Origin of the sequence: Paenibacillus sp. PSB04 (assembly GCF_025809195.1) — a bacterium.
Lineage (GTDB): Bacteria > Bacillota > Bacilli > Paenibacillales > Paenibacillaceae > Paenibacillus_AQ > Paenibacillus_AQ favisporus.
Genome location: NZ_CP081301.1, coordinates 468,277 through 492,040, shown reverse-complemented (window position 1 = coordinate 492,040; position 23,764 = coordinate 468,277). Strand labels below are relative to the sequence as shown.

Annotated in this window: 23 protein-coding genes and 1 pseudogene; 21 read left to right on the top strand and 3 right to left on the bottom strand. The window is 54.0% G+C overall.

What is annotated here, in order from left to right:
• The first annotated feature begins 68 nt into the window (after positions 1 to 68).
• The 11 genes from K2F33_RS02550 to K2F33_RS02500 all read left to right on the top strand — a co-directional run bounded on the left by K2F33_RS02550 (position 69) and on the right by K2F33_RS02500 (position 5,784).
• Positions 69 to 620: a phage tail protein gene (locus K2F33_RS02550; RefSeq protein ID WP_412973992.1), complete on the top strand. Its 552-nt coding sequence runs from the start codon at positions 69 to 71 to the stop codon at positions 618 to 620.
• Positions 621 to 950, top strand: coding sequence for a hypothetical protein (locus tag K2F33_RS02545; protein ID WP_263880935.1), 330 nt, complete (start codon positions 621 to 623; stop codon positions 948 to 950).
• A complete protein-coding gene (locus K2F33_RS02540; protein ID WP_263880934.1) occupies positions 950 to 1,447 on the top strand; it encodes a hypothetical protein in 498 nt (165 codons plus the stop codon). Before K2F33_RS02545 ends, K2F33_RS02540 begins: the two co-directional genes overlap by 1 nt.
• Positions 1,448 to 1,463: 16 nt before the next feature.
• On the top strand, positions 1,464 to 1,901 hold the full coding sequence (locus K2F33_RS02535; RefSeq protein WP_263880933.1) for a hypothetical protein: 438 nt from the start codon (positions 1,464 to 1,466) through the stop codon (positions 1,899 to 1,901).
• A gap of 164 nt (positions 1,902 to 2,065) precedes the next feature.
• Positions 2,066 to 3,490, top strand: a complete 1,425-nt coding sequence (locus K2F33_RS02530) for a hypothetical protein (protein ID WP_263880932.1) — start codon at positions 2,066 to 2,068, stop codon at positions 3,488 to 3,490.
• An 11-nt stretch (positions 3,491 to 3,501) separates the two neighbouring features.
• Positions 3,502 to 3,807 carry a hypothetical protein gene (locus K2F33_RS02525; protein WP_263880931.1) on the top strand — a complete coding sequence of 102 codons (306 nt, stop codon included), beginning with the start codon at positions 3,502 to 3,504 and terminating at the stop codon, positions 3,805 to 3,807.
• Entirely contained in the window at positions 3,804 to 3,947 is a 144-nt protein-coding gene (locus K2F33_RS02520; RefSeq protein ID WP_263880930.1) for an XkdX family protein, read from the top strand. The genes K2F33_RS02525 and K2F33_RS02520 overlap by 4 nt, the downstream gene beginning before the upstream one ends.
• 103 nt (positions 3,948 to 4,050) lie before the next feature.
• Positions 4,051 to 4,341, top strand: a complete 291-nt coding sequence (locus K2F33_RS02515; RefSeq protein WP_240913446.1) for a hemolysin XhlA family protein — start codon at positions 4,051 to 4,053, stop codon at positions 4,339 to 4,341.
• A gap of 26 nt (positions 4,342 to 4,367) precedes the next feature.
• Complete coding sequence (locus K2F33_RS02510; protein ID WP_094595181.1) at positions 4,368 to 4,637, top strand: phage holin family protein; 270 nt, start codon at positions 4,368 to 4,370, stop codon at positions 4,635 to 4,637.
• On the top strand, positions 4,634 to 5,377 hold the full coding sequence (locus K2F33_RS02505) for a glycoside hydrolase family 73 protein (RefSeq protein ID WP_263880929.1): 744 nt from the start codon (positions 4,634 to 4,636) through the stop codon (positions 5,375 to 5,377). The genes K2F33_RS02510 and K2F33_RS02505 overlap by 4 nt, the downstream gene beginning before the upstream one ends.
• A gap of 89 nt (positions 5,378 to 5,466) precedes the next feature.
• Positions 5,467 to 5,784, top strand: a complete 318-nt coding sequence (locus K2F33_RS02500) for a hypothetical protein (protein WP_094595183.1) — start codon at positions 5,467 to 5,469, stop codon at positions 5,782 to 5,784.
• Here K2F33_RS02500 and K2F33_RS02495 read toward each other — a convergent pair.
• Both K2F33_RS02495 and K2F33_RS02490 read right to left on the bottom strand, forming a co-directional pair.
• The gene (locus tag K2F33_RS02495; protein ID WP_263880928.1) at positions 5,768 to 5,944 is read right to left on the bottom strand and encodes a hypothetical protein; all 177 of its coding nucleotides are present in this window, start codon (positions 5,942 to 5,944) and stop codon (positions 5,768 to 5,770) included. The genes K2F33_RS02500 and K2F33_RS02495 overlap by 17 nt on opposite strands.
• 14 nt (positions 5,945 to 5,958) lie before the next feature.
• Positions 5,959 to 6,324, bottom strand: a complete 366-nt coding sequence (locus K2F33_RS02490; RefSeq protein ID WP_076175060.1) for a hypothetical protein — start codon at positions 6,322 to 6,324, stop codon at positions 5,959 to 5,961.
• Positions 6,325 to 6,984: 660 nt separating this feature from the next.
• Here K2F33_RS02490 and glpK point away from each other — a divergent pair.
• The 5 genes from glpK to K2F33_RS02465 all read left to right on the top strand — a co-directional run bounded on the left by glpK (position 6,985) and on the right by K2F33_RS02465 (position 13,979).
• A complete protein-coding gene (gene glpK / locus K2F33_RS02485; protein WP_263880927.1) occupies positions 6,985 to 8,475 on the top strand; it encodes a glycerol kinase GlpK in 1,491 nt (496 codons plus the stop codon).
• A 56-nt stretch (positions 8,476 to 8,531) separates the two neighbouring features.
• Positions 8,532 to 10,196, top strand: coding sequence for a glycerol-3-phosphate dehydrogenase/oxidase (locus K2F33_RS02480; protein ID WP_163882472.1), 1,665 nt, complete (start codon positions 8,532 to 8,534; stop codon positions 10,194 to 10,196).
• Positions 10,197 to 10,509: 313 nt separating this feature from the next.
• On the top strand, positions 10,510 to 11,919 hold the full coding sequence (locus K2F33_RS02475; protein ID WP_263880926.1) for a deoxyguanosinetriphosphate triphosphohydrolase family protein: 1,410 nt from the start codon (positions 10,510 to 10,512) through the stop codon (positions 11,917 to 11,919).
• 28 nt (positions 11,920 to 11,947) lie between these two features.
• Positions 11,948 to 12,886, top strand: coding sequence for an LLM class flavin-dependent oxidoreductase (locus K2F33_RS02470; RefSeq protein WP_263880925.1), 939 nt, complete (start codon positions 11,948 to 11,950; stop codon positions 12,884 to 12,886).
• 142 nt (positions 12,887 to 13,028) lie between these two features.
• The gene (locus tag K2F33_RS02465; RefSeq protein ID WP_263880924.1) at positions 13,029 to 13,979 is read left to right on the top strand and encodes a TRM11 family SAM-dependent methyltransferase; all 951 of its coding nucleotides are present in this window, start codon (positions 13,029 to 13,031) and stop codon (positions 13,977 to 13,979) included.
• Between the two features lie 340 nt (positions 13,980 to 14,319).
• Here K2F33_RS02465 and K2F33_RS02460 read toward each other — a convergent pair whose 3' ends face one another.
• Positions 14,320 to 15,291: a D-2-hydroxyacid dehydrogenase gene (locus K2F33_RS02460; RefSeq protein WP_263880923.1), complete on the bottom strand. Its 972-nt coding sequence runs from the start codon at positions 15,289 to 15,291 to the stop codon at positions 14,320 to 14,322.
• Positions 15,292 to 15,685: 394 nt separating this feature from the next.
• On the opposite strand from K2F33_RS02460, the gene thpR reads away from it, so the two are divergent.
• The 5 genes and pseudogenes from thpR to gltB all read left to right on the top strand — a co-directional run bounded on the left by thpR (position 15,686) and on the right by gltB (position 23,721).
• Positions 15,686 to 16,303, top strand: a complete 618-nt coding sequence (gene thpR, locus K2F33_RS02455) for an RNA 2',3'-cyclic phosphodiesterase (protein WP_263880922.1) — start codon at positions 15,686 to 15,688, stop codon at positions 16,301 to 16,303.
• A 256-nt stretch (positions 16,304 to 16,559) separates the two neighbouring features.
• Complete coding sequence (locus K2F33_RS02450) at positions 16,560 to 17,417, top strand: cell wall hydrolase (RefSeq protein ID WP_263880921.1); 858 nt, start codon at positions 16,560 to 16,562, stop codon at positions 17,415 to 17,417.
• A gap of 55 nt (positions 17,418 to 17,472) precedes the next feature.
• Positions 17,473 to 18,155, top strand: a pseudogene (locus K2F33_RS02445) (metal-dependent hydrolase).
• A 95-nt stretch (positions 18,156 to 18,250) separates the two neighbouring features.
• Positions 18,251 to 18,736 carry a ferritin-like domain-containing protein gene (locus K2F33_RS02440; RefSeq protein ID WP_263880920.1) on the top strand — a complete coding sequence of 162 codons (486 nt, stop codon included), beginning with the start codon at positions 18,251 to 18,253 and terminating at the stop codon, positions 18,734 to 18,736.
• A gap of 386 nt (positions 18,737 to 19,122) precedes the next feature.
• Entirely contained in the window at positions 19,123 to 23,721 is a 4,599-nt protein-coding gene (gltB, locus tag K2F33_RS02435; protein WP_089549923.1) for a glutamate synthase large subunit, read from the top strand.
• The last annotated feature ends 43 nt before the right edge of the window (positions 23,722 to 23,764 follow it).

Sequence of the window (23,764 nt, the reverse complement as noted above, 5' to 3'; positions counted from 1 at the left end):
CGATGCTGAATGATAACTGGGATAAGATTGATGAGGCCGTTAAGGCTGTAGAGGATGCGGTGGATGATATTTCAATCCCGGACGCCTCCCTTACAGAAAAGGGGAAAGTGCAGCTATCAAGCGAAACGAATAGCACATCCGAGGAACTGGCAGCGACTCCTAAGGCAGTCAAAGAAGCGACGCTTCAGGCGAAATCCTACACAGACCAGCAAATCAGCTTGGTTACTGAGACCGGCATACCGAAGTTGGTCAGCTACCCACTGCTGGTGACAGCCACAGCCGATAATCAAAAGATTTTCGAGATCCCACTTGATCTATTCGACGCGAATACTGACACCTTGTTAGTAGCGATTAACCGCGCAGTCCTGGACGCTACTCAGTACACCGTGACAAATACCGTCCGCGATGGAACAGGTCAAGTCACGCAGCGGGCGAAGATCAATCTTTTGACTGGCGTGGCAGCTACGTCTGAGGTGACGATGGTTGTACTGAAAAATATCCCACTTGGCCCGGATGGTGCCATAAATGGTGCGGTGCTGGCGTTAGAATCTATCCCGATAAATCGGGTTAATGGGCTGCAAGATCAGATTCAAAGCATTACCAGATGGGGGGCTCTATAAATGGCTGATGTAAGTAAACGATTTGGAAAAGGATTACTTTCTACTACAAATACGACGGTCTATACAGCGCCAAGTAATAAAAAGGCAATTGTTAAAGCGGTAACAATCTGCAATATGGGTGATTTGGACATGGTGTTCAGTTTACGATTCGCTGATACCTTTCTTGCTTTTTTTCATAAGGTAAAGGCGAATGATACACTTACTGTTCCATTTCTAGATCAGATTTTAGAAGCTGGCGAAAGCATCTCTGCTTCAATAGCAAATGTACCGGGGAAAACAGGAACTGTCAGCGGTACTTATTATATTTCTGGCCGAGAGGTGGATGTCTGATGCCTGATTTGGATAGTTTTCGGCTTGATCAGTACCGGATTGACGGTGGCGGTGGAAGCGGCAATGCACAACCATCTGACGTATTGGCGGGAATGACGTTTACAAACGATGATGGGGAACAAATTGGGACATATGTGCCTAGCAATAAAATAGCTACAGGATCGATTCCTTCCGGCCTATCAGGCACCATTGCTAATTTATCGTTCAAACCGCAGGTGGTTTTGTTTGATCTTTCATACAGAGAAACTGAAACGTCCAGCCCGAGTCAAGTGACTACTATTATCAGAGGGTACTCTGTGGCAGTAGCGCCTTCCCCAAGTAACTCACAAGTAGTTTCCAAATTAACTTCAGAAATGTATTTCAACTCATTTTCTTTTTCGGCAAGTTATGGACTTGGTAATGTTGTATTCGGCAGTAACTATATAACGTGGGAATTATCAAGAACTGGAAATATAGGCGTGTTAACTAATTATGGATATATAATTCTCGGCGTATAGAAAAGGAGGGATAAATATGCGAGATATCAAACCATTAGGCAGGAAATTCTTTTGGGTAAAATCAACAGGGAATATTATTGCTCAACGGGATGAAAGAATCGAAGGTATAGAATCCACTAAGGAAGAGGATTTTGAAATTTATATTGAGCTTCAAGGATTAGACCGTGATGCTATTGAGATGACTGTCTTTGAACCCGGCCAGTACGCCGAGGACTTCGCACAGGCTAAGAACTGGCGGTTTGATCCGGAGACCGGAAAAATTGTATTCAGCTACCCAGATCTAAATGATCCGACGCCGCAGGAACCATTATCTCAGCCACCATTAACCGCACAAATCAGCGAGCTAAGAGAACGAACGGCAGGATGCTACATAAGCAGCCATCCTTGCGCAGATGGATGTTACGGTTATGGGGTAATGAAAGGAGGGGAGGACTATACACGCTTTCATGCTTAATATAAAGATCAGTAAAAAAGTGGATGAGGCCAAACTTGTACCCTACACACCGAAGTTTATCACTGAAGAAGAACGGGGACAGCGCAGCAAGGCATATTTTTTGACCTCGGGAGTGGTCCGGGGGCATTCTTTCATATACCAACCGTAGAAAGGAGAAACAACACATGGCTAAGGGAATCACCTTACAAGAGCTAGACGCATCTGCAATTGTAAATCTCGTACCGCATCTTGGAACAACTTCTAACATTGGAGATGCCTACAGCGTCACAACTCCAGTAACCATAGGCTTTAATCAGAAATTTACAATCAAATTTAATGCAGCTAGTTCAAGCGCTCCAAAGCTTAGGATCAACAATGGCACGGAATTTCCGATCATAAAACCAAATGGGAATAACGCCAGGATTTACCCGAGCGTTTACTCTTTGTTTTGGGATGGGACAAATTTTATCTTACAGGGTGAAGGAGGTGGTCTAGATGAGTCATTTGGTGATGGCAGCGATGGAGCATTAAACACCACGGGAAATGTTACTTTCACAGTAGATGCTGAGGATGTTACGACCGTAGTTAAACAATATACAAGTATCACGATTAACTCAGGTCATACGTTGAGCGTTGATAAGCGTTGCCGTGGATTAATATTGTATTGCACTGGTGATGTAATTATTAATGGTACGATAGACATGACCGGTAAAAGTGCTTTTGTTAATCCTCTTAGCAACGATCCAATTATACTTCCGTTAGCAGTTGAAACTTTGCTCGCTTACGACCCAACCAAAAACAAATTCTATTCAACACCTCGTGGAGGAAGTGGAGGAGCTGGAGGTTCTGGGGGAAGTGCTGTATCAACTTCTGGAGCTGCAGGTGGAGCAGGAGGAGGAGGAAACTTGTTTGGAGGAGGACAAGGAGGAGGCGGAGCAGGAGGTTCTGCTTCTATTACTTCTAACCCTGGTGGTTATGCGACTGGAAGTTTAGGTGGAAATGGAGGAACAGGTTCATCTGGTCCCGCAGGTGCCGGAGGAAGTAGTGTTGTAGCACTATACGATGGTGACTTTAACTTTAAATGGTTATCAGGCAGGAACGGCGGCGTCGGTGCAGGAGGTTCAGGAGCGGCTTGTAATCGAGCAGTACCTCAGAATTATTCAAGCGGCAAAGGAGGCTCTGGAGTTAACGGTGGAGGCGCTTCTGGCGGAGGAGGAGTTGCAGGAGAAAGCGGAATGGGCAACAGCGGTCCGTTAACGGCAGGAAATGGGGTAGACGGTACTAACATTGGAGGAGGTCTTGTCCTAATAATTGCAAAAGGGAATATCACAATAAGTTCAACCGGGAAAATTCTTTCAAATGGACTAAATAACGGACAAAATGGAGGATATGCCACTTACTTGTCTGGAACATATTGCGGTGCTGGAAGCGGTGGCGGTGGCGGTGGTGCTGGTGGAGGTCTCATTATTTCTCTTCATAGAGGAATTTATAAAAATAGCGGAATTCTGCAGGTAAACGGTACTAACGGCGGTAGCGCTGGCGGGGGGACTTATAGCGGAGGTGCTGGTGGTGCGGGACTTATCGGAGTTATTACAGAAAGAAAAATATAGGAGGGGTTAATTTGTTACGTTTACTTATTGTAGATAATCCTCATGATAATAGAACAAACGATTTAAAAGATAAATTGAAGGAGGTGGGTCTTGCAGACGAGATCCATATGATTCCATTCGATGAAGCCGTTAAAGTTTTTCCAGTTCAGGCAGCACCATCTATTTTTATGTTGGGAACTTCTGATCTAATTGATGAAGTTGACGCCAAAAAAATTAAAGAGTATGTGGACTTCTTTCGTGATAAAACTAACATTGAATCAGAAATAGCATATCTTGGGGATATTGCAGTAAAAGCAAGAAAGGTGGGTATTCGATGACCGATTTAGAATTTTGGACTCTAGCCTATAAAAAAAATTGGGGTACAATGCCTGAAGATTTGGGATGGGCAGTTGTGAATAACGAAATAACCCCAGAGGAGTATAAGCAGATCACAGGCCAAGATTATTCTGCGCAATAGGACGATAATACGCAACAACATATGCGCCAACAGGCGTTTTTATTTTGCCCTCGGAACCACTCCGGGGGCATCTTATTTTAACCAATCAAAGGAGGGGAACGCCGTGCCACACGAAAGGGTGAGTGACGTGGAGGATGCGACCAAAGCTTTGGTGGAGATTCAAATTCAACTCGCACGTATTGAAAAAACCTTGGAGCAAGTGCCGACGCTGGCCGCCACGATTGAGACAACCAAGGAACTCGCCCGGGAAGCCATGCAGTCGGTTAAGTCAGCACATCAAAGGCTGGACCGGATCGAGGACGGCCAAAAATGGCTGTGGCGGACGGTCAGCGGTGCGGCCATCACAATCGTGATGGGTGCCATCGCAGCCGCCGTTCAGCTTGCAGGACATTAAACAATTACTAGGAGGATGGATAAAACATGGATTGGGATATGATTTGGCAGTTAATCGACCCGAAACTATTGATTGTGGTGGCTGTTTGTTGGGTACTGGGGTATGTCATGAAGCAGACGCCGTCGGTGCCGGACTGGAGCATCGTGTACATGGTGGTCATCGCTGCTGTGTTACTTACGGTTTGGATGCATGGCTGGAACGCGGAGACGTTCATCCAGGGGATTTTGGCGGGAGCCTTTGCCGTATTCGGCCACCAGGTTGTGAAGCAGACGAAGAAAGTAGGGGACTCGGATTGAATCAAACCGAATTCATCGCCACCCTCGCCCCCTGCGCCATCGCTGACATGCAGGCCACCGGTGTTCCAGCTTCCTTAACCATCGCCCAGGCGATTCTGGAGTCCAACTGGGGGACAAGCGGGCTCGCCCGGCAGGCAAACAACCTGTTCGGCATCAAAGGCAAGGGCACAGCGGGAAGCATAGAAATGCCCACCACAGAGTATGTCAACGGCAAGGCGGTGAAGGTGGCGGCATCTTTTCGCAAATACCACTCCTGGACGGAGTCCATTGCCGACCATTCCAAGCTTTTGTTGAACGGCACGAAGGATAAGCCGACGCGGTACCACGGCGTGCTGCACGCAGAATACCGGCAGGCGGCCGAAGCAGTTTGGAAAGGCGGCTACGCGACAGATCCGAAATACCCGTCCAAGCTAATCGCGATCATGGAGCAGTATGGACTGCCTCAATATGACACATGGAGAGGAGAACACACCGAAATGAGTGTTAACATCACTGAGCTGGCACAACAGCTGGAAGATTTGAAGAAAAAAGCGGAACGCCTGACCCAACTTGAGGTCCTTCTGCAAAAGGTGGAGCAACGGATCTCCGCACTGGAGGCGCGGCAGCAGATGGAGGTTCCGGCCTGGGCGGAATCCGCGGTAAACGCGGCGGTTGAGGCGAAGATCATCAGCACCCCGGTGAATGGAAGCTACGATCTGTACAGGGTGCTGACGATTTTACAGCGGCTAAAGGTGCTCTAACGAAAACGCGAGTACCTACCATAGATAGAGACAAGTCAGGCAGGAGGGAAATCATAATTTTTTTCATACTAAAAGGGAGGCATCCGCTTATGCTGATTTATGAATACCAACCGACCATCCAGACGTTTTCGCTGCTGGAGCCGCTGCTGCCGGGCTGCGTGCGGGAACGCATCAAGGCGATTATGGACGCCGCCCCGGAAGCGATGTTTTTTTGCAAAATCGAGGACCTGAACCCGAGCATCCGCGTGTATCTCCTGGAACACGATCCGGTTGACGACTATACAGAGTGCCATCTGCTGTCATGCGACCGGATCGGTCAGGACTATGAATACCTGAGTCTTTCCGTAGAACAGGCCCGTTCCGTGGAAAGGTTCGCAGCCCAGATCCCCGTTATTTCCCGGAGTTAGCGGAAGCTTGCTTGCGTTTGACCCGCTCGTATTCTTCCTCGATCGTTTTGGACAGCAGCTCCGTGGCGGTCATGTTCAGCTTCTTGGCCGCTTCGGCAAGCTGCTTTTTGATGTAGGCAGGAACGTCGTAATGAAATTTAACTTTGTTGCCGTATGGCATAACCAAAACCCCCTTTACCCCATAACTTCCTGGTATTTGCGCTCGATAATCCGGATCAGCAGTTGGGTTGCGGACATGTCCTGCAGGGCCGCCGCTTCGATCAGCTTCTCTTTGATTTCCGGCTGGAATTCGTAAGGCAGCTTGAGCTTCGGTTCGGACATGTGGCCTTCCATCGTTTTTTCCGCATCAATTGCGAGCTTCACCAGCTCGTCCAACGTCGAAGTCTGGGACGCTTCGCGGCCGTATTTTGGCAGCACCCGGATCAAATACTGCTTCAGCGACTTCTGGTCTTCCTCGGCGATGTCCAGCTGCAGCCGGTCTTCTTCGACGTTCAGCTTGCAGTCCACGTGGTAGCCGAACAGGTTAATCGAATAGTTCATGCAAAAGACCCTCCTTGGATATTTGTTGTTTATTATATAGTGTATCGATACGCATTACAATATAATAATTTTATCCGTTTGATATATCTTCCACTCCTCTGTAATGGGTCCTCACAATGTCCTTACTACGTCATCGTCATATCCCACAATGTCTCCACTTCGTCATCGTCAAGTCCTCGCCAGGTCCTCACAATGTTCCCCGCTTCGTCATCGCAAAGTTCTCACAATGTCTTCTCAATGTCCTCACTAGGTCGCTACCACGCCCTCACCCTGTCTAAATTCCTCTTTTACCGCTCCCTTTCGCGCCCTTCAATTTCTCCCCAAGAACCTCATCAGTGCCATCCTCTGCTTTGCTCCATTTCCTTCGCCAATCTTCGATTTTGTTAACCCGAACCCGCTCCAAATATAGTATGATGTCACTAAGGAAAACCATGTAAACGTCACCAAGCGACATGGTTTGTCTTCCTTAAGAGATCAGAAAGTATAAGTTTCGGAGCCTCCGCTTCCTGATCTCGCAAGAAAAACTTCCGCTAAACGCGGTCTGTCTCCTTTGAAGGGACGTCGATAGACGTTTTTCTTAGCGGATATACATCCAGCAACATCCCGAATGTGCACAACCACAACGAGCGCATCGTTCGCTGACGGAGCAGGGAGGGTTTTATGGAAAAATACATTTTATCACTGGACCAGGGGACGACGAGTTCCCGGGCTATCTTATTTAATGAAAAAGGAGAAGCCGTACATACGGCCCAGCGGGAGATAACGCAGCATTTTCCTCATCCGGGCTGGGTGGAACATAACGCCAACGAGATTTGGGGTTCGGTCCTGTCGGTGATCGCGTCCGTGCTGTCGGAATCAGGTGTGAAGCCTGAGCAGATTGCGGCGATCGGCATCACGAACCAGCGGGAGACCGCGGTGGTGTGGGATAAGGAAACAGGCGATCCTGTGTACCATGCGATTGTGTGGCAGTCGCGGCAGACAAGCGGCATTTGCGAGGAGCTCAAGGCCCAAGGGCTCGACGACACCATCCGCGCCAAAACAGGCCTTCTGATCGATCCGTACTTTTCCGGTACGAAGGTCAAGTGGATTCTGGACGAAGTCGAAGGTGCCCGGGAGAAGGCGGAGCAGGGCAAGCTGCTGTTCGGCACGATCGATACGTGGCTCATTTGGAAATTTACCGGCGGTCGCGCGCATGTGACCGACTACTCAAACGCATCGCGCACGCTGATGTATAACATTTACGATTTAAAATGGGACGACGAGCTGCTGGAGATTTTGGGGGTTCCGGCCTCCATGCTGCCGCAGGTGCGTCCATCCTCAGAGGTATACGGCCTGACGGTGCCGTACCATTTCTTCGGCACAGAGGTGCCGATCGCCGGCGTTGCGGGCGACCAGCAGGCGGCCCTGTTTGGGCAGGCGTGCTACAGCAAGGGCATGGCCAAGAACACCTACGGCACCGGCTGCTTTATGTTGATGAATACCGGCGAAACGGCGGTCCGCTCGGAGCACGGCCTGCTGACGACGCTTGCTTGGGGCATCAACGGCAAAGTGGAATATGCGCTGGAAGGCAGCATTTTCGTGGCGGGCTCGGCCATCCAGTGGCTGCGCGACGGGCTGCGGATGCTGAAGGAGTCGAAGGAGAGCGAAACGTACGCCTCGCGTGTGGCTTCAACGGACGGCGTGTACGTCGTTCCCGCCTTCGTTGGGCTCGGCACCCCGTACTGGGACAGCGATGTGCGCGGAGCGGTGTTCGGCCTGACACGCGGCACGTCCAAGGAGCATTTTATCCGGGCGACGCTGGAATCGCTGGCCTACCAGACAAAGGATGTGCTGTCCGCGATGGAGGCAGACTCAGGTATCGAGCTGACCACGCTGCGAGTCGACGGCGGTGCGGTGCACAACGATTTTTTGATGCAGTTCCAGAGCGACGTGCTCGGCGTCTCGGTCGAACGGCCGGTCATTAACGAGACGACAGCGCTGGGGGCTGCTTACTTGGCGGGTCTCGCTGTCGGCTACTGGAAGAGCCAGGAGGACATCTCCGGCCAGTGGGCGATCGAGCGCGAGTTCCAGCCGGTGATGGAAGAGAAGGAGCGAACCGGACTGTACGAAGGCTGGAAGAAGGCCGTATATGCAGCCATGGCTTTTAAATAAACACAGAAACATATCTTGGGGGGTCTCTTTTTCGATCTGGAGGGAGATAAGCACAGATGATATGGTCCAATACGAATCGCGAACAAATCAAGGAGAGCTTGAAGCAGGAAAAGTTTGACGTCCTGATCATCGGGGGCGGTATCACCGGGGCAGGCATTGCACTGGACGCGACGACCCGCGGGATGAAGACGGCGCTGGTGGAAATGCAGGACTTTGCCGCAGGTACGTCCAGCCGCTCGACGAAGCTGGTGCACGGCGGGCTCCGCTACCTGAAGCAGTTTGAGGTCAAAATGGTCGCCGAGGTCGGCAAGGAGCGGGCGGTCGTGTACGAGAACGGTCCGCATGTCACCACGCCGGAGTGGATGCTGCTGCCGATCCACAAGGGCGGCACGTTCGGCAAGTTCAGCACGTCCTTCGGACTGCGGGTGTACGACTATTTGGCCGGCGTCAAAAAAGCGGAGCGCCGCATGATGCTCTCCCCGCAGCAGACGCTGGCGAAAGAGCCGCTCATCAAGAAGGAGGGGCTGAAGGGCGGAGGGTACTACGTGGAATACCGCACCGACGACGCCCGCCTGACGATCGAAGTGATGAAGGCGGCCGTGGCGCACGGGGCTGCTGCGCTCAATTACAGCAAGGTCGAGGAGCTGCTGTACGACGCCCGGAATAACGTGCGCGGCGCGGTGGTCCACGACCAGCTGACCGGGGACACCTACGAAATCCACGCTGCCAAGGTCATTAACGCTGCAGGGCCGTGGGTTGACCGGATCCGCGAGAAGGATGCGTCGAAGGAGGGCAAAACGCTGCGCCTCACCAAAGGCGTCCACCTGGTCATCGACCAGTCCCGATTTCCGCTGGAGCAGGCGGTGTACTTCGACACGCCGGATAAAAGAATGGTGTTCGCCATTCCCCGCGACGGCAAGGCGTATGTGGGGACGACGGATACTTTCTTCGACCGGGATACGGCGCATCCCCGGATGACGTACCAAGACCGCGACTATATTATTAACGCGATCAATTATATGTTTCCTGAGCTGCAAATTACGGCGGAGGATGTGGAGTCCAGCTGGGCCGGGGTCCGGCCGCTCATTCTTGAACAGGGCAAGGATCCGTCGGAAATTTCCCGCAAGGACGAGATCTGGGAGTCCGGATCGGGACTGCTGACGATCGCCGGGGGCAAGCTGACGGGCTACCGGAAGATGGCCGAGACGATTGTGGACGTGCTGTCCCGGGAGCTGACTGAACAAACAGGGCGCCCGTTTAAAGCATGCCAGACGAAGCATCTGCCGATTTCGGGCGGGGACTTCGGCGGCTCGGCGCAGTATGAGCCTTTCGTGCGGAAGACCGCCCAGACCGGAATCGAGGCGGGGCTGGCCCCGGATGAAGCCCTCGCGATCGCCGGCAAATACGGCACGAATGCATCCGGCGTCTTCCGGCTGATCCAGAGCCACCGGGCGGAGGCGGAAGCGCACGGGCTGCCGCTGATGCTGTTCGGCCAGCTGGCCTATGCGCTGGAAGCGGAGATGGCGGCGACGCCGGTGGACTTTTTTACCCGCCGGCTCGGCGCGACGCTGTTCGATATTCAGCTCGTGCGCACCTGGAAGGCGCCGGTCATCGAATATATGGGCAGCGTGCTGAACTGGAGCCCGGCGGCGAAGGAAGCGTACGCGGCCGATCTCGACCGCGCGCTGCTGGAGGCCGTGGAGCCGGCGGAATCCGATTGAGCATTATAAGGCAATCGAATGAAGCATTTCTATCAGGAACCTTTCATCCCCAGGATGAAGGGTTCCTTTTTGGCTTGGGATAATACCCGTCAAAACCCGCAGGCTCCCAGTCTCGACAATGGTGAATCTATGAGCAAACGATGCCTACCTGTCAATCCACTGTCAGTGATGTTTACACCAACTGTTCGGATATTTGCGATAAACTTTGCATTTTTATGGAAAATAGACACTCGCCCGCGTCCCATGTTAGTACACCTCCGGCAAAATCGCTTATAATAAAAAAACCATACTGCCCGAGAGAGGAGTGCTGTACATGAACATTAAAGAAAAAAGAGAGCATCGGCAGTACCCCGAACAAGTGAAATCCGACGCGTCCCGCGCGCCATATGAGCGGGATTATTCGCGGCTGATCCATTCGCCGACGTTCCGGAGGCTGCAGGGCAAATCCCAAGTGTTCGGCGCGGGTACGGGGGACTATTACCGGACACGGCTGACCCACTCGCTTGAGGTGGCGCAAATCGCCCGGGAAGCAGCGCGCAGCCTGCTGCGGGCGCATCCCGAGGTCAGCGACGAGCAGGCGGACAATCCGGGGCTCGTGATCGATCCGGAGGTGGTGGAGTGCGCGGCGATCGCGCATGACTTCGGCCATCCTCCTTTTGGACATAAAGGGGAAGAGGTGCTGGACGGCATTCTGGATCAGCTGATCCGGGACCGGACGAAAGAAGCCGTGAAGGGGCTGCATCTGTCCCCGGATGAAGTGAACGACGTCCGCGCTAGGCTGCGGAAAAAATACGAGCATTTCGAAGGCAACGCGCACAACTTCCGGCTGATCATGTTTTTGGAGAAGCGGGAAAATGTGGACGGCCTGAACCTGTCCGACGCGATCCTGCTCGGCATCAATAAATATCCATACCCAGGCACCCTGCTCAAAAAGGGGCTGTACCAGCACGAATGGGGCTATATTTCGCAGATCCGCCAGGACTGGGGCATTCCTGCAGGCAAAAAGACGCTCGAAGCCCAGCTGATGGATTTATGCGACGATATCGCCTATTCGGCCCACGACCTCGAAGACGGCATCAAGGCCGGGAAAATCGAAGTGCACGAGCATTTTCTGAAAGATCCGCATATTTTGCGCCTGATTGTTGAGAAAATCATGACGCTGGAGGATGCGTTCTGGGATAACTGTCCGGAAGAGCATATCCGCTACAAGGTGGAGGAAGTGCTGACGTCTTTTTTAAAAGTGTGGAATGAGAAGCTTCCGTACTGCGAGTTTGACTACTCTCGTACCCGCCGCGAGGTCAAGGCTTATTGGGTGAGCCTGTTCGTCAGCAGCCTCGGCGTCATTGACGACGGGGACTGGAAGAAGGTGACCTTCGTCAAGGAAGGCCAGGAAGATCAGGATATGCTCCGCACCGTCAGCGTGCTGAAAAGCTTCGCCTGGGTCACGATGATCCGCGACCTGCGGGTGCAGCGGCTGCAGAAGCGCAGCGAGTGGATGATCCAGCGGCTGTGGGACGCTTTTCTCGATCCGGTCGCCTCCAAATCGATTATCCCCTCCGACTGGCTGCAGCGGTTCGAGAAGGATCAGGCCGGGCCGAATCCGATCTGGACGTGGGAGCACATGGTGATCGACTATATTGCGGGCATGACGGATGCGTTTGCTGAAAAAATTTACAATGAGCTGTACGGATTGAAGGTAGGTTCCATTTACGACCTGGATTAGGCAGCCATAGAAGGGAAGGAAAGACCGGATGGGCGCTCTTAAACTTAGCGTGCTGGATCTTGTACCAAAAATAGGAGAGGCGTCCTTTGAGGAAGCACTGCAGGAAGCGGCCAGCTTGGCCCGCCATGCAGAACAATGGGGTTACACCCGGTATTGGGCGGCGGAGCACCACGACCTGGTGAACCTGTCCTGCGCCGCACCGGAAGTGCTGCTGGCGCATATCGGAGCCCGGACCGAGCGGATTCGCATCGGGTCGGGAGCGGTCCTGCTGCCGCATTACAGCCCGCTGAAGGTCGCGGAGAACTTTCGCATGCTGGCTGCGCTTTATCCCGGCCGCGTCGATCTTGGCATCGGCCGGGCTCCCGGCGGCTCGGCGCATGCCTCGATGGCGCTGAGCGGCAATTATTTGCAGCATGTGGCCGAGATGCCGGTCCGCGTCCGCTCGCTGATCGAGCTGCTGGAGGACCGCTACGCGTACGAGGACGTGCCGGTCGCGGCCAAGCCCGTCCCGCGGATCCAGCCGGAGCTGTGGATGCTCGGGACGAACAACAAAAGTGCCGGCTTCGCGGCGGAGAACGGCACGGGCTACGTGTTCGGCCAGTTCATGAGCGACCGCGACGGCGCCGAGGTGCTGGCGGCTTACAGGGAGGGCTTCAAGCCGTCGGCGCTGCTGGAGCGGCCGAGAAGCATCGCGGCCATCGGCGTCATTTGCGCCGCGACCGAGCAGGAGGCACTGGCGCTGTCCCGCCGGTCAGCCCTGCCGGAAGTCGAGCGGCCGGGAGCTGAGGCCAGCGAGCCGCAGCCGCAGGCGACCCGGCTGATCACCGGGTCGCCGAAGCAGGTGAAGTCGAAGCTGCTGGAGCTGGCGGATTCCTTCGGGTGCGATGAGTTCCTGGTCACCACGCCGGTAATGAGTTATGCCGAGCGGCTGGAATCTTACCGGCTGCTGGCGTCGGTGTGCTTATAAAAGGGAGCCAGGCAAGTTCGCCTGCCATTCTGCACACGCGGTTCTTGATTGGGAATGGGAATTTGGGAATGTAGAATAGTGACGGTGCTGAACGGTTAGATCGCAATGGAGCCTGAAGATAGGAAGAACGAACGGAGGAACTATGGAATTGACATCCGAACCATCGGAGTTTATTTATTTGTACGCTAGCCACGAGTCGGAAACGGAGCTGTGCCGGATGGAGCTGAATGCTCTGCTCGGGCAGGCGAAACCCTTGAAAGGGAGGGGCTTCATGCTGCGCAGCTCCCGGTTGCTTGACCCGGACCGCAGTCCGTATGTGTCGATGCGTCTGGACGTGCTGATGCAGGGCGACTCGATCGAAGAAATTGCCCGTCAGGCTTCGGAGTTAGAGCTTGGGGACGCCACATTCAAGGTAACCTACGTCAAATCCGGCGATCCCTGCTCCTACGAGGACCAGCGGATGCTTGAGCGCCGTGTCGGCAGCAGCATCCGGGGGAAGGCGGAGATGAAGCATCCGGACGTGCAGTTCGGCCTCCTGTCCGCCGAGGGACAGTGGTTGCTCGGATGGTGCCGGCATCCCGAACGCGCTTGGCGGCTGCACAAGGACAAGCCGCACAATTATTCCACCGGGCTCAGCGTTACGACCGCCCGTTCGCTTGTGAACATCCTTGTGCCGGAGCCTGCGGGTGTCCGGGCCGCCGATCCCTGCTGCGGCATGGGGAACGTGCTGATCGAAGCCCTGTCGATGGGCATCGACATACGGGGCTGGGACATCAATCCGCTGGCCATCCGGGGGGCCCGGGCCAACCTGAAGCACTTCGGCTATCCGGAGGTGGTGACGCTCGGCGATATGACGCAAGTGACGGATCGCTTCGATGCGGCTGTCCTGGACATGCCGTACAACCTGTGCTCGGTGCTCAGCACGGATCAGCGGCTCGTTATGCTGCAGAGCCTGCGCCGTATGGCGAAGCGGGCTGTTATTGTATCGACGGAGGAAGCGGCGGAATCGATTCAGCAGGCGGGCTTTGCCATTCTGGACATCGCCCGGGTATGGAAGGGCGGCTTTGTCCGGAACGTCTGGCTTTGCGGGTGACGGAGGCGGATTAGCAATCCGGCATGCGATTACTTTCTACTATATAATAGAAGAAAGTTCCTCATCTTAATAAATAGAAGTCTCTCATCACTTTAAGTAGAAGTTTCTCATTTTAATAGAAGAAGATTACCGTCATGAGTTGAAGTCAAGTCAATCATCTCAGTGCTCATCACGGGTATCAAGCCCAAAAAGGCTGTCTCACGATCCGGTCTGAATCGACCGGTAACGCGGGACAGCCTTTTTTCATGCTCCGAATATATCAGGACGCTCGCATAGCATCCGGAAAATTTCGGAGGCAAAACTCCGCCTTGCGGGGGACAGCTGCTGAGAGATGTCCGTATTAATAAGCACGCTCATAATTGACGAGATTACGCGGAAGCTCTTTTCCCTGCACGTAGGCCTTCAGGTTTTCGACAAAAATATCGATGACCCGCTCGGTATACCGGTCGGTGCTTCCGGAAACATGCGGTGTAATGATAACCTGCTCCATGTCCCACAACGGGTGGTCCTCAGGGAGCGGCTCCTTCTCAAACACGTCGAGCCCGGCGCAGCTGATCTGCCCGCTGCGGAGCGCACCCAGCAGGGATGCCGTATCCACCGTCGGCCCGCGGCCCGCATTGATGAAGCAGGCGCCCGGCTTGGCCGCCGCCCAGGCAGCGGCGTTCAGCAGGTGATGCGTCTCATCGGTAAGCGGCAGCACGCTGATGATGTAATCGCCTTGGCTCAGCGCCTTGTGGAGCCCGTCCATGGTGAACATCTCGTCCACGTGTGGATCGGCTTTGCCGGAACGGCGGACGCCGACGGTGCGCATCCCGAACGCCTTGGCCAGGCGAGCTGTCTCGCTGCCGATCTCGCCGACGCCGACGATGACGGCCGTTCGGCCATGCAGCTCGGACAAGGTGTCCCGTCCCGGCGCGGCCAGTTTCGTCTCCCAGCTGTGCTTGAGCTGATTGCGGACCGAGACGTGCAGCTGGCGCGAGAAGGAGAGCATCATGCCGAGGATCGTCTCCGAGATCGGAATCGCATGGACGCCGCTGGAATTCGTCAGCAGCACGCCTTTCTGTTCGAGCTTGTCCAGCGGAAGCGTGTCCACGCCGGCCGACCAGGTCTGCAGCCATTTCAGCCTGCTGTCTTGATTCAGCACCTGATCGGCAATTTGCCTGGACCAGCCAACCAATATTTCCGCTTCGTTCACGAGTGCGGGATCCGCATCGGTGCTTTTGACGACGGTCAGCTTATAGCCGGGAGCGGCTTGTTCAATCAATTGGGTCTGCTCCGGAGTCAGGGAATGCAGACAAACAATTTGCTTCATACCGTTTCAGCCTCCTTCATGTATGTACCCTTGATGTGATGTTTCTGCTACTCTAAATAGAATGAACTAATAACATGTTACAGGCCGTATGGGGCTGCTATAACAGGAAGCTTAATGCAAATCTTTAGTTCAGTCTATATATTATGAATATATTCAGGATAACAGATTTGAAACGATATACAACAGGGGCCCCCGAGGCCAAGCGAATGAAAGGGAGCAGCGGTCAAGTAAACGCCCTCCTAAGAGTATGCTTTTGCGTAACTCTGCTGCATGACAATGGGCCCGAAAGGTGAAACTATATTAATGAAGGAATTCATGCGAATTATACCTTCGGTACCAATTTTTACAGGATCATTTTATGCGGCGCAAAGGGGAAGAAAGGAGAAGTATTTGCATGGAAATGAAAGAGAAACAAGTTCAAGATAAGCCTTTAAGGCTATTCATTGCGGTCCGGATACCGGAATCGATCCGATCATTACTGGAAGAATGGAGGCACCGGAACGAGAAGGAGCTCGCTTTTAAAAAATGGACGCACCGGGAGGATTACCATATTACCGTCCAATTTCTGGGAGACGCTGAGGCTGGAAGAGTGCCGGAAATCACGGCTGCCTTAAAAAGGGCTTCCTTGAAAATCAACCCATTTCAACTGGAATTTGGAGCGTTCGGCACCTTCGGGTCAGCGGAGTCTCCCCGGGTGTTATGGGCTGGAGTAATTGACCAATCCGGCGGCCTGGACAAGCTCTATGAAGCGGTCACTTCCGAGATGGGGGAACTGGGGTTCGTAAAAGAGGCGAGACCTTACCGTCCCCATGTCACGATTGCCCGTAAATACGCGGGAAAATCGCCTTTTGCAGGCTCCAATTTACCGTCTTTGGCAGTGGAAAAATCCGGTCCTGAAGGAAAAAATCAGCCTCTGATTTGGGAGGTCGATGAATTTGTACTTTTTTCCACGCATTTGCACGAAAAGCCAATGTATGAGATACTAGAGGCCGTTCAAATGAAAGATTCGTAGATTGGAAATAAATAGCAATAGAAATCGAATATATTTTTCCGCACATGATCGAATATCGAGTTCCCTTTGTTGCCGTATCCTGTGAAGTAAATTTGTGCCGTTCCTAAGCAACATGTGTTGTAAAGACTGTCCTGTTTGTCAGTTATTGTACGATCTCGGATACAGCAATTGACTGAAAATGTTTCCAAAGGTTATTCAAAACCTGTATTTTTGGTTACTTAAAGAGGGAATGTGCCGGAAATATAGGAGGAGAAACATGTACACATTACGTCAAAACCGCTGGATGGCACTGCTGATCGGTGTGCTTCTGGTGTGTTTCTCTGCAATTTGCATGCTGCTGCAAAACGAGCAGATGCATAAAATGCAGTATAACGACAGCACGAATCAACTGGGGGCCGTAACATACAGCAAGAACGATAAAGCAGGCGCAAGCCCGCAGCATTTATCCATACAGGGGGCAAATCACCCGTTAACCGCGGAAAACTCCGTGCAGCTTTTGAATGTAAATTTATTGAAAAAATGGAATGTTAAGCATCATCCCCTTTTTGTTGAAGGGATTTCAGCACAAACACCGGCGCCCGCCAAAAAGGCCCAAGCTGTGCAAGCGAAGCCTAAGGCGAAGAAAGCTGTAGCTGTTGCAGCCAAGCCGAAGCTGGATCCAAAACTGAATCCCCCCACCACGTTATTCTTCAGCCGGACCAAACTGCTCAGTCCTTCCCAGAAGTCGGAAGCGACCAAACAGTACAAGGTAACCGCTGAGGACGTGCTTCTGCTCCGTAGAATCGTGATGGCAGAAGCCGAAGGCGAACCGTACAAAGGCAAAGTGGCTGTGGCCAATGTTGTCTTGAACCGGCTGCGGTCAGCCAATTTTCCCGATACGATTAGAAAAGTCATTTACCAGAGATATCAGTTCAGTCCTGTGGCGAACGGCCGTTTTGACCGTGTGAAGCCGAACGAGGATTCGATTCATGCCGTCAATGAGGCGCTTAACGGACGCAAGGAAGTCTCGGATGATACGTATTATTTTCTGTCGCTGAAGCTGGCCGACGACCTGACGGTTCACCATACACGGACCTTGGCCAAGACGATCGGCAACCACTCCTTTTACAAATAAATCCCGTAAGTTTAAAATGTTTATGGGTAAAGGATAATGAGGAGGTGGCGTTCATATGAAAATTACGTATTATGGTCATTCCTGTGTGGTGGTGGAGGAAGGCGGCCGGAGCGTGATCATCGATCCGTTTCTCTCGGGTAATCCGGCATCGGGTATTGCGCCTGCGGATATCCGTGTGGATGCGGTACTGCTCACCCATGGGCACTCCGACCACTTTGGCGATGCGCTGGAGATTGCCAAAGCGAATGATTGTCCGATTGTCGCCGTGTTCGAGCTGGCGGAGTTCTGCCGCAAGAAGGGTGCGAAAACCTTTGCCATGAACATCGGGGGCAGCAGCAGTTTGACGGATTCAAGGTCAAATATACGCTGGCTTTCCACAGCTCTGCGGTTCAGGACGGCGACGCGCTGATCTATGCCGGAGAACCGGCGGGCATACTGCTGACCATGGGCGGCAAAACGTTCTTCCATGCGGGAGATACGGCGCTGTTCGGCGACATGCGGCTTATCGGTGAAATGAATCAGATCGATGCTGCCGCGCTGCCGATCGGCGACGTGCTGACGATGGGACCGGACGATGCGCTGCTGGCGGCCAAATGGCTGCGGGCGGACCGCGTCATTCCGGTGCATTACAACACTTTCCCTGCCATTAACCAGAACAGTACGCTCTTCTGCGACCGTCTTCATCAGGAAGGCATTGAAGGACACGCGCTCAAGCCGGGAGAGAGCATAGAGATCTGACCGCTGATGAAGCGGTGGCTTTGACAAATGGCACCCCCCGCCGTATCCGGGCATACAGTATCGTAACATTAGCCTATCGGAAAGGCGGGGGTTGATTGTTTTACCGAACTAGTGAACATAACGGGTATTTGCCGGCCGGCGAGCTGCAGAAAGCCATACAGGGCGAGTACGAAGCGATCCGTAAGGGACGAAGGCTTCAGGAGCTGGCTCCCCCGGACCACCGGATCTATTTCAGCCGCGTGGTCGAAGAGGAGCGGCAGGGCCGTCTCGCCGAGCTGACCCGTATCTATTATGAGCATACCGGCTGCTACCCGGTCTTCAGCAAGGTTGAAACGCCGAGGGCGTATGTAACCGGACTGAAAACGACCGTCGATGACGCACTCGAAGCCGCGTGGAATTATTCGGACCTGATGCTGACGGCGACGGACCCGAAGGTCCAGAAGCTGATGCTGCGCGCGATGAACAGCGAAATGCGCTGGGTCAGCCGGCTGCAGTTTTTGTACAGCAATTATTTCCACGAAAACGGCGACATGAAGCACAAGGGCACCATTGGCATCGCCGGCAAACAGCTTCCCTCTTAAGTTGGGGGAGGCTGTTTTTCTGTATATTGGAAAAAACCTGGTTGAAATGAATAATCATACGCTTTTCAGGTTAATTACAACATGCCGCTTTAATGCTTCACTGCAAAACATTTCTTATCACATTCATAAAAAGTTTAAATTGCGCAGAGGTTTAGTGGGTGTTAAAATAATATAACCAATTCATTTTGAATAATTATCGACGTTTTATAACAAAAAGAAAACCATTCCCCCATGCAACGAGGATTTCCGCCGTTGTCGCATACCCCATTCCCCTAGTGAGCATGAAGTATTATTCTTGTAGCCAATGTCGTCTTCGTACTGGTTTATTTTGATGTATCTGGATTTACTTGCATTTATTTATTCTGAAGATAGAAAGGTTGCTTTCCATGAGACATACGGTACTTCCCCCTAAGCAGGGACTTTATGATCCGCAGTTTGAAAAAGACGCCTGCGGCATGGGCTTCGTCGCTCATATCAAAGGCCGGGCTTCCCATGAGATCGTAGGCCAGGCTCTGACGATGCTCGAGAATATGGAGCACCGCGGCGGACAGGGCAGCGAGCCCAATTCCGGTGACGGCGCCGGGATCATGCTGCAAATTCCTCACCGCTTCTTTGCGGAAGAAGCGGCCCGGATCGGCTTTGAGCTGCCTGAACCGGGGCAATACGGCGTAGGCATGCTGTTCCTTTCCCACGACGAAGCCGTTCGGGAGGCTCATGAGAGCCGGCTCGTCGAAATCATCCGGGAAGAAGGGCAGCAGTTCCTGGGCTTCCGCGACGTTCCGACCTATGACGAGATGCTGGGCAAATCCGCGAAGGAAGCCAAGCCGTACGTACGGCAGATTTTCATCGGACGCAGCATCGATGTGAAGGACGAAATGGACTTCGAGCGCAAGCTGTACATCATCCGCAGACGCGCCGAGCTGGCCATCCGTTATGGCGACGCTCCGCAGGCGGACTCCTTCTATATTTCCAGCCTTTCGTGCCGGAAAATCGTATACAAAGGGATGCTGACCACCAATCAGGTGGGGCAGTTCTATCTGGACCTGAGAAACGAGCTGGTAGAGACAGCGATCGCCCTCGTTCACTCGCGTTTCAGCACGAACACCTTCCCGAGCTGGGAACGGGCGCACCCGTACCGCTTCATGATTCACAACGGGGAGATCAACACGCTCCGCGGCAACGTGAACTGGATGCATGCGCGCCAGTCGCTGTTTAAGAGCGATATTTTTGGCGATGACCTGGAGAAGGTCAAGCCGGTCATCAATCCGGACGGTTCGGATACCGCCATGTTCGATAACACGTTTGAGTTCCTGTACCTGAGTGGACGTTCCCTGCCACACGTCGCCATGATGATGGTGCCAGAGCCTTGGAACAACCATGAAAGCATGGACGAAACGAAAAAAGCGTTCTACGAATACCACAGCACCCTGATGGAACCGTGGGACGGACCAGCGGCTATGGCGTTCACCGACGGCGTGCAGATCGGCGCCATCCTTGACCGGAACGGACTCCGTCCGTCCCGTTATTACGTGACGAAGGACGACCTGATTATTCTTTCTTCGGAAGCCGGCGTGCTCGACATTCCAGCTGAGGATGTCCTGTACAAGGACCGTCTCCGTCCGGGCAGAATGCTGCTCGTAGATACGAAGGAAGGACGGATCATCTCCGACGAGGAAGTGAAAGCCCAGATCGCTGCCGAGCAGCCGTACCGCGAGTGGCTCGACGAGCATCTGGTCAATCTGGATGAGCTTCCGGACGCGCCGGAGCTGCCGAATCCGAAGCATGACAACGTGCAGCAGCTGCAGCTCTCCTTCGGCTATACGTTCGAAGATCTGCGCAAGGTGCTGGAGCCGATGGCTTCGACCGGCCAGGAAGCGGTAGCCTCGATGGGCTACGACGCGCCGCTGGCGGTGCTGTCCGACAAGCCGCAGCGCCTGTACAACTACTTTAAACAAATGTTCGCGCAGGTGACCAACCCGCCGATCGACGCGATCCGCGAAGAGATTATCACCGCGACCGGAACGACGATCGGACCGGAGCGCAACCTGCTGCATCCGGAGCCTGAGAGCTGCCGCCAGATCCGTCTGGACACGCCGGTTCTCTCGAATGAGGATTTCGCGAAGATCCGCCACGTGCACCGTCCCGGCTTCAAGTCGATGACGATTCCGATCTTCTTCCCGGCAGAGGAGGGGGCGGAAGGCCTGCGTAAGGCGCTTGACGGATTGTGCGAAGCGGCCGACCGCGTAATCAAGAAAGGCCACAACATCCTGATCCTGTCCGACCGCGGCGTGGACAAAGAAAATGCGGCGATTCCGGCGCTTCTTGCCGTATCCTGCCTGCATCATCATTTGATCCGCCAAGGAACGCGGACGAAAGTCAGCATTCTGCTCGAATCCGGCGAACCTCGTGAAGTGCATCATTACGCGCTGCTGCTCGGTTACGGCGTGAGTGCCGTCAACCCTTACCTGGCGTTCGAAACGCTGGACGACATGATCCAGCAGGGGCTGCTGCGCGGCGTGACGCACGAGAAAGCCGTTAAAAACTATATCAAAGCCGCGACGAAGAGCGTGGTGAAAATTTTGTCCAAAATGGGCATCTCGACAATCCAATCCTACCGCGGCGCGCAAATCTTTGAAGCCGTCGGCCTGAAAGAGGATTTTGTCGAGAAGTACTTTACCCGTACGCCGTCCCGCATCGGCGGCATCGGCTTGGAAGAAGTGGCGGCCGAAGCGCTGGCCCATCACAACCGCGCCTTTACCGACAAGGACGGAAGCGACAAGGTGCTCGATTCCGGCGGCGACTATCAATGGCGCAAGGACGGGGAAGAGCATCTGTTCAACCCGCAGACGATCCATCTGCTTCAGCAGGCCGTACGCACCGGCGATTACCAGGTGTACAAAAAGTACGCGAAGCTTGTTCAGGGTGAAAACGAGAAGCATCTGACGATCCGCTCGCTGCTGAAGCTGAAACCGGTAGGAGCTCCGGTTCCGATCGAGGAAGTCGAGCCGATCGAGTCCATTATGAGACGCTTCAAGACCGGTGCCATGTCCTTCGGCTCCATCAGTAAGGAAGCGCATGAAAGCCTCGCAATTGCAATGAACCGCATCGGCGGCAAGAGTAACACCGGTGAGGGCGGCGAAGATCCGGCGCGCTATATTCCGGATGCAAACGGCGATTCCCGCCGCAGCGCAATCAAGCAGGTGGCGTCCGGCCGGTTCGGCGTGACGTCGAACTACCTGGTGAACGCGGACGAAATTCAAATCAAGATGGCGCAGGGAGCGAAGCCGGGCGAAGGCGGACAGCTTCCGGGCCGTAAAGTATATCCTTGGGTTGCCGAAGTGCGCGGTTCTACGCCGGGCGTAGGTTTGATTTCTCCGCCGCCGCATCATGACATTTACTCGATCGAGGATTTGGCGGAGCTGATTTATGATCTGAAGAACTCCAATCCGCGCGCGAACATCAACGTGAAGCTCGTGTCCGAGGTTGGCGTCGGAACGATCGCGGCCGGGGTGGCCAAAGGCCGTGCCGACATTATCCTCGTCAGCGGATATGACGGTGGTACCGGCGCATCGCCGCAGGGCTCCATCCGCCATGCGGGTCTTCCTTGGGAGCTTGGGGTTGCGGAAACGCACCAGACGCTCATCCTGAATAATCTGCGCGACCGCGTCGTCCTGGAAACGGACGGCAAAATGCTGAACGGACGCGATCTGGCCGTCGCAGCGCTGCTGGGTGCCGAAGAGTATGGCTTCTCTACGGCTCCGCTCGTGGCACTTGGCTGTATCATGATGCGCGTCTGCCAGATGGACACCTGTCCGGTGGGGGTAGCTACCCAGAATCCGGAACTGCGCAAGAACTTCATGGGCGATCCGGCGCATGTCGTTAACTTCATGAGATTTGTGGCTGAAGATATGCGTGAAATTATGGCGGAGCTCGGCTTCCGTACGATCCAAGAGATGATCGGACGCACGGACTGCCTGGATGCCGAAGAGGCGAACGGACATTGGAAGAAGCAAGGCATCGATCTGTCCGTTCTGCTGCACACACCGGAGCTTCCGGAAGGAAGCACGCGCTACCGCACGAAGACCCAGAACCACGGTCTCGAAGAGACGTTGGATATGCGCGAGCTGTTGAAGCTGGCAGCACCGGCGCTGGAAGATGGAACGCCGGTTACCGGCGAGCTTTCGATCACGAACGTAGACCGCGCCGTCGGCACGATTCTCGGCAGCGAAGTCACGCGGAAGTACGGGGCAGCCGGCCTGCCGGAAGATACGATTTCGCTGACCTTTACAGGAACGGCCGGCCAGAGCTTGGGCGCCTTCGTTCCGAAGGGCATCACGCTGACCGTGGTTGGCGACGCGAATGACTACACCGGCAAAGGGTTGTCCGGCGGGAAGCTGATCGTGAAGCCGTCGCCGAAATCGACGTTCAAGGCCGAAGAGAACATCATTATCGGCAACACGGCTTTCTATGGCGCGACAAGCGGCGAGGCGTACATCCGCGGCATCGCCGGCGAACGCTTTGCGGTCCGCAACTCCGGCGTGAATGTCGTCGTTGAAGGCGTTGGCGATCACGGATGCGAATATATGACAGGCGGCCGCGTCGTCATCCTTGGGGAAACGGGACGTAACTTTGGCGCCGGTATGTCGGGCGGCATTGCCTACGTCTATGATCCGCAGGGTTCGTTTATCGACCGCTGCAACCTGGAGATGATTCTTCTGGAGCGCGTTGAAGATGCAGAGGAAGCCCAGGAACTGAAGAGCATGATCGAGAAGCATGTCAACTACACGGAGAGTGCTGTCGGCGAGCGTGTGCTGGAAGACTGGGAGAACAGCCTCGGCCAATTTGTCCGCGTCATTCCGAAGGATTACAAGCGGATGACACAGCAAATCCGCAAGGTTCAGGAGAATGGACTGAGCGGCGAAGCTGCCCTGCTGGCTGCCTTCGAAGCCAACATGCGCGAGCTCGCGAGAGCGGGAAACAACTAATTCTTCCAAACCGGATGTTATAAAGAAAGAATTCCTATCAACA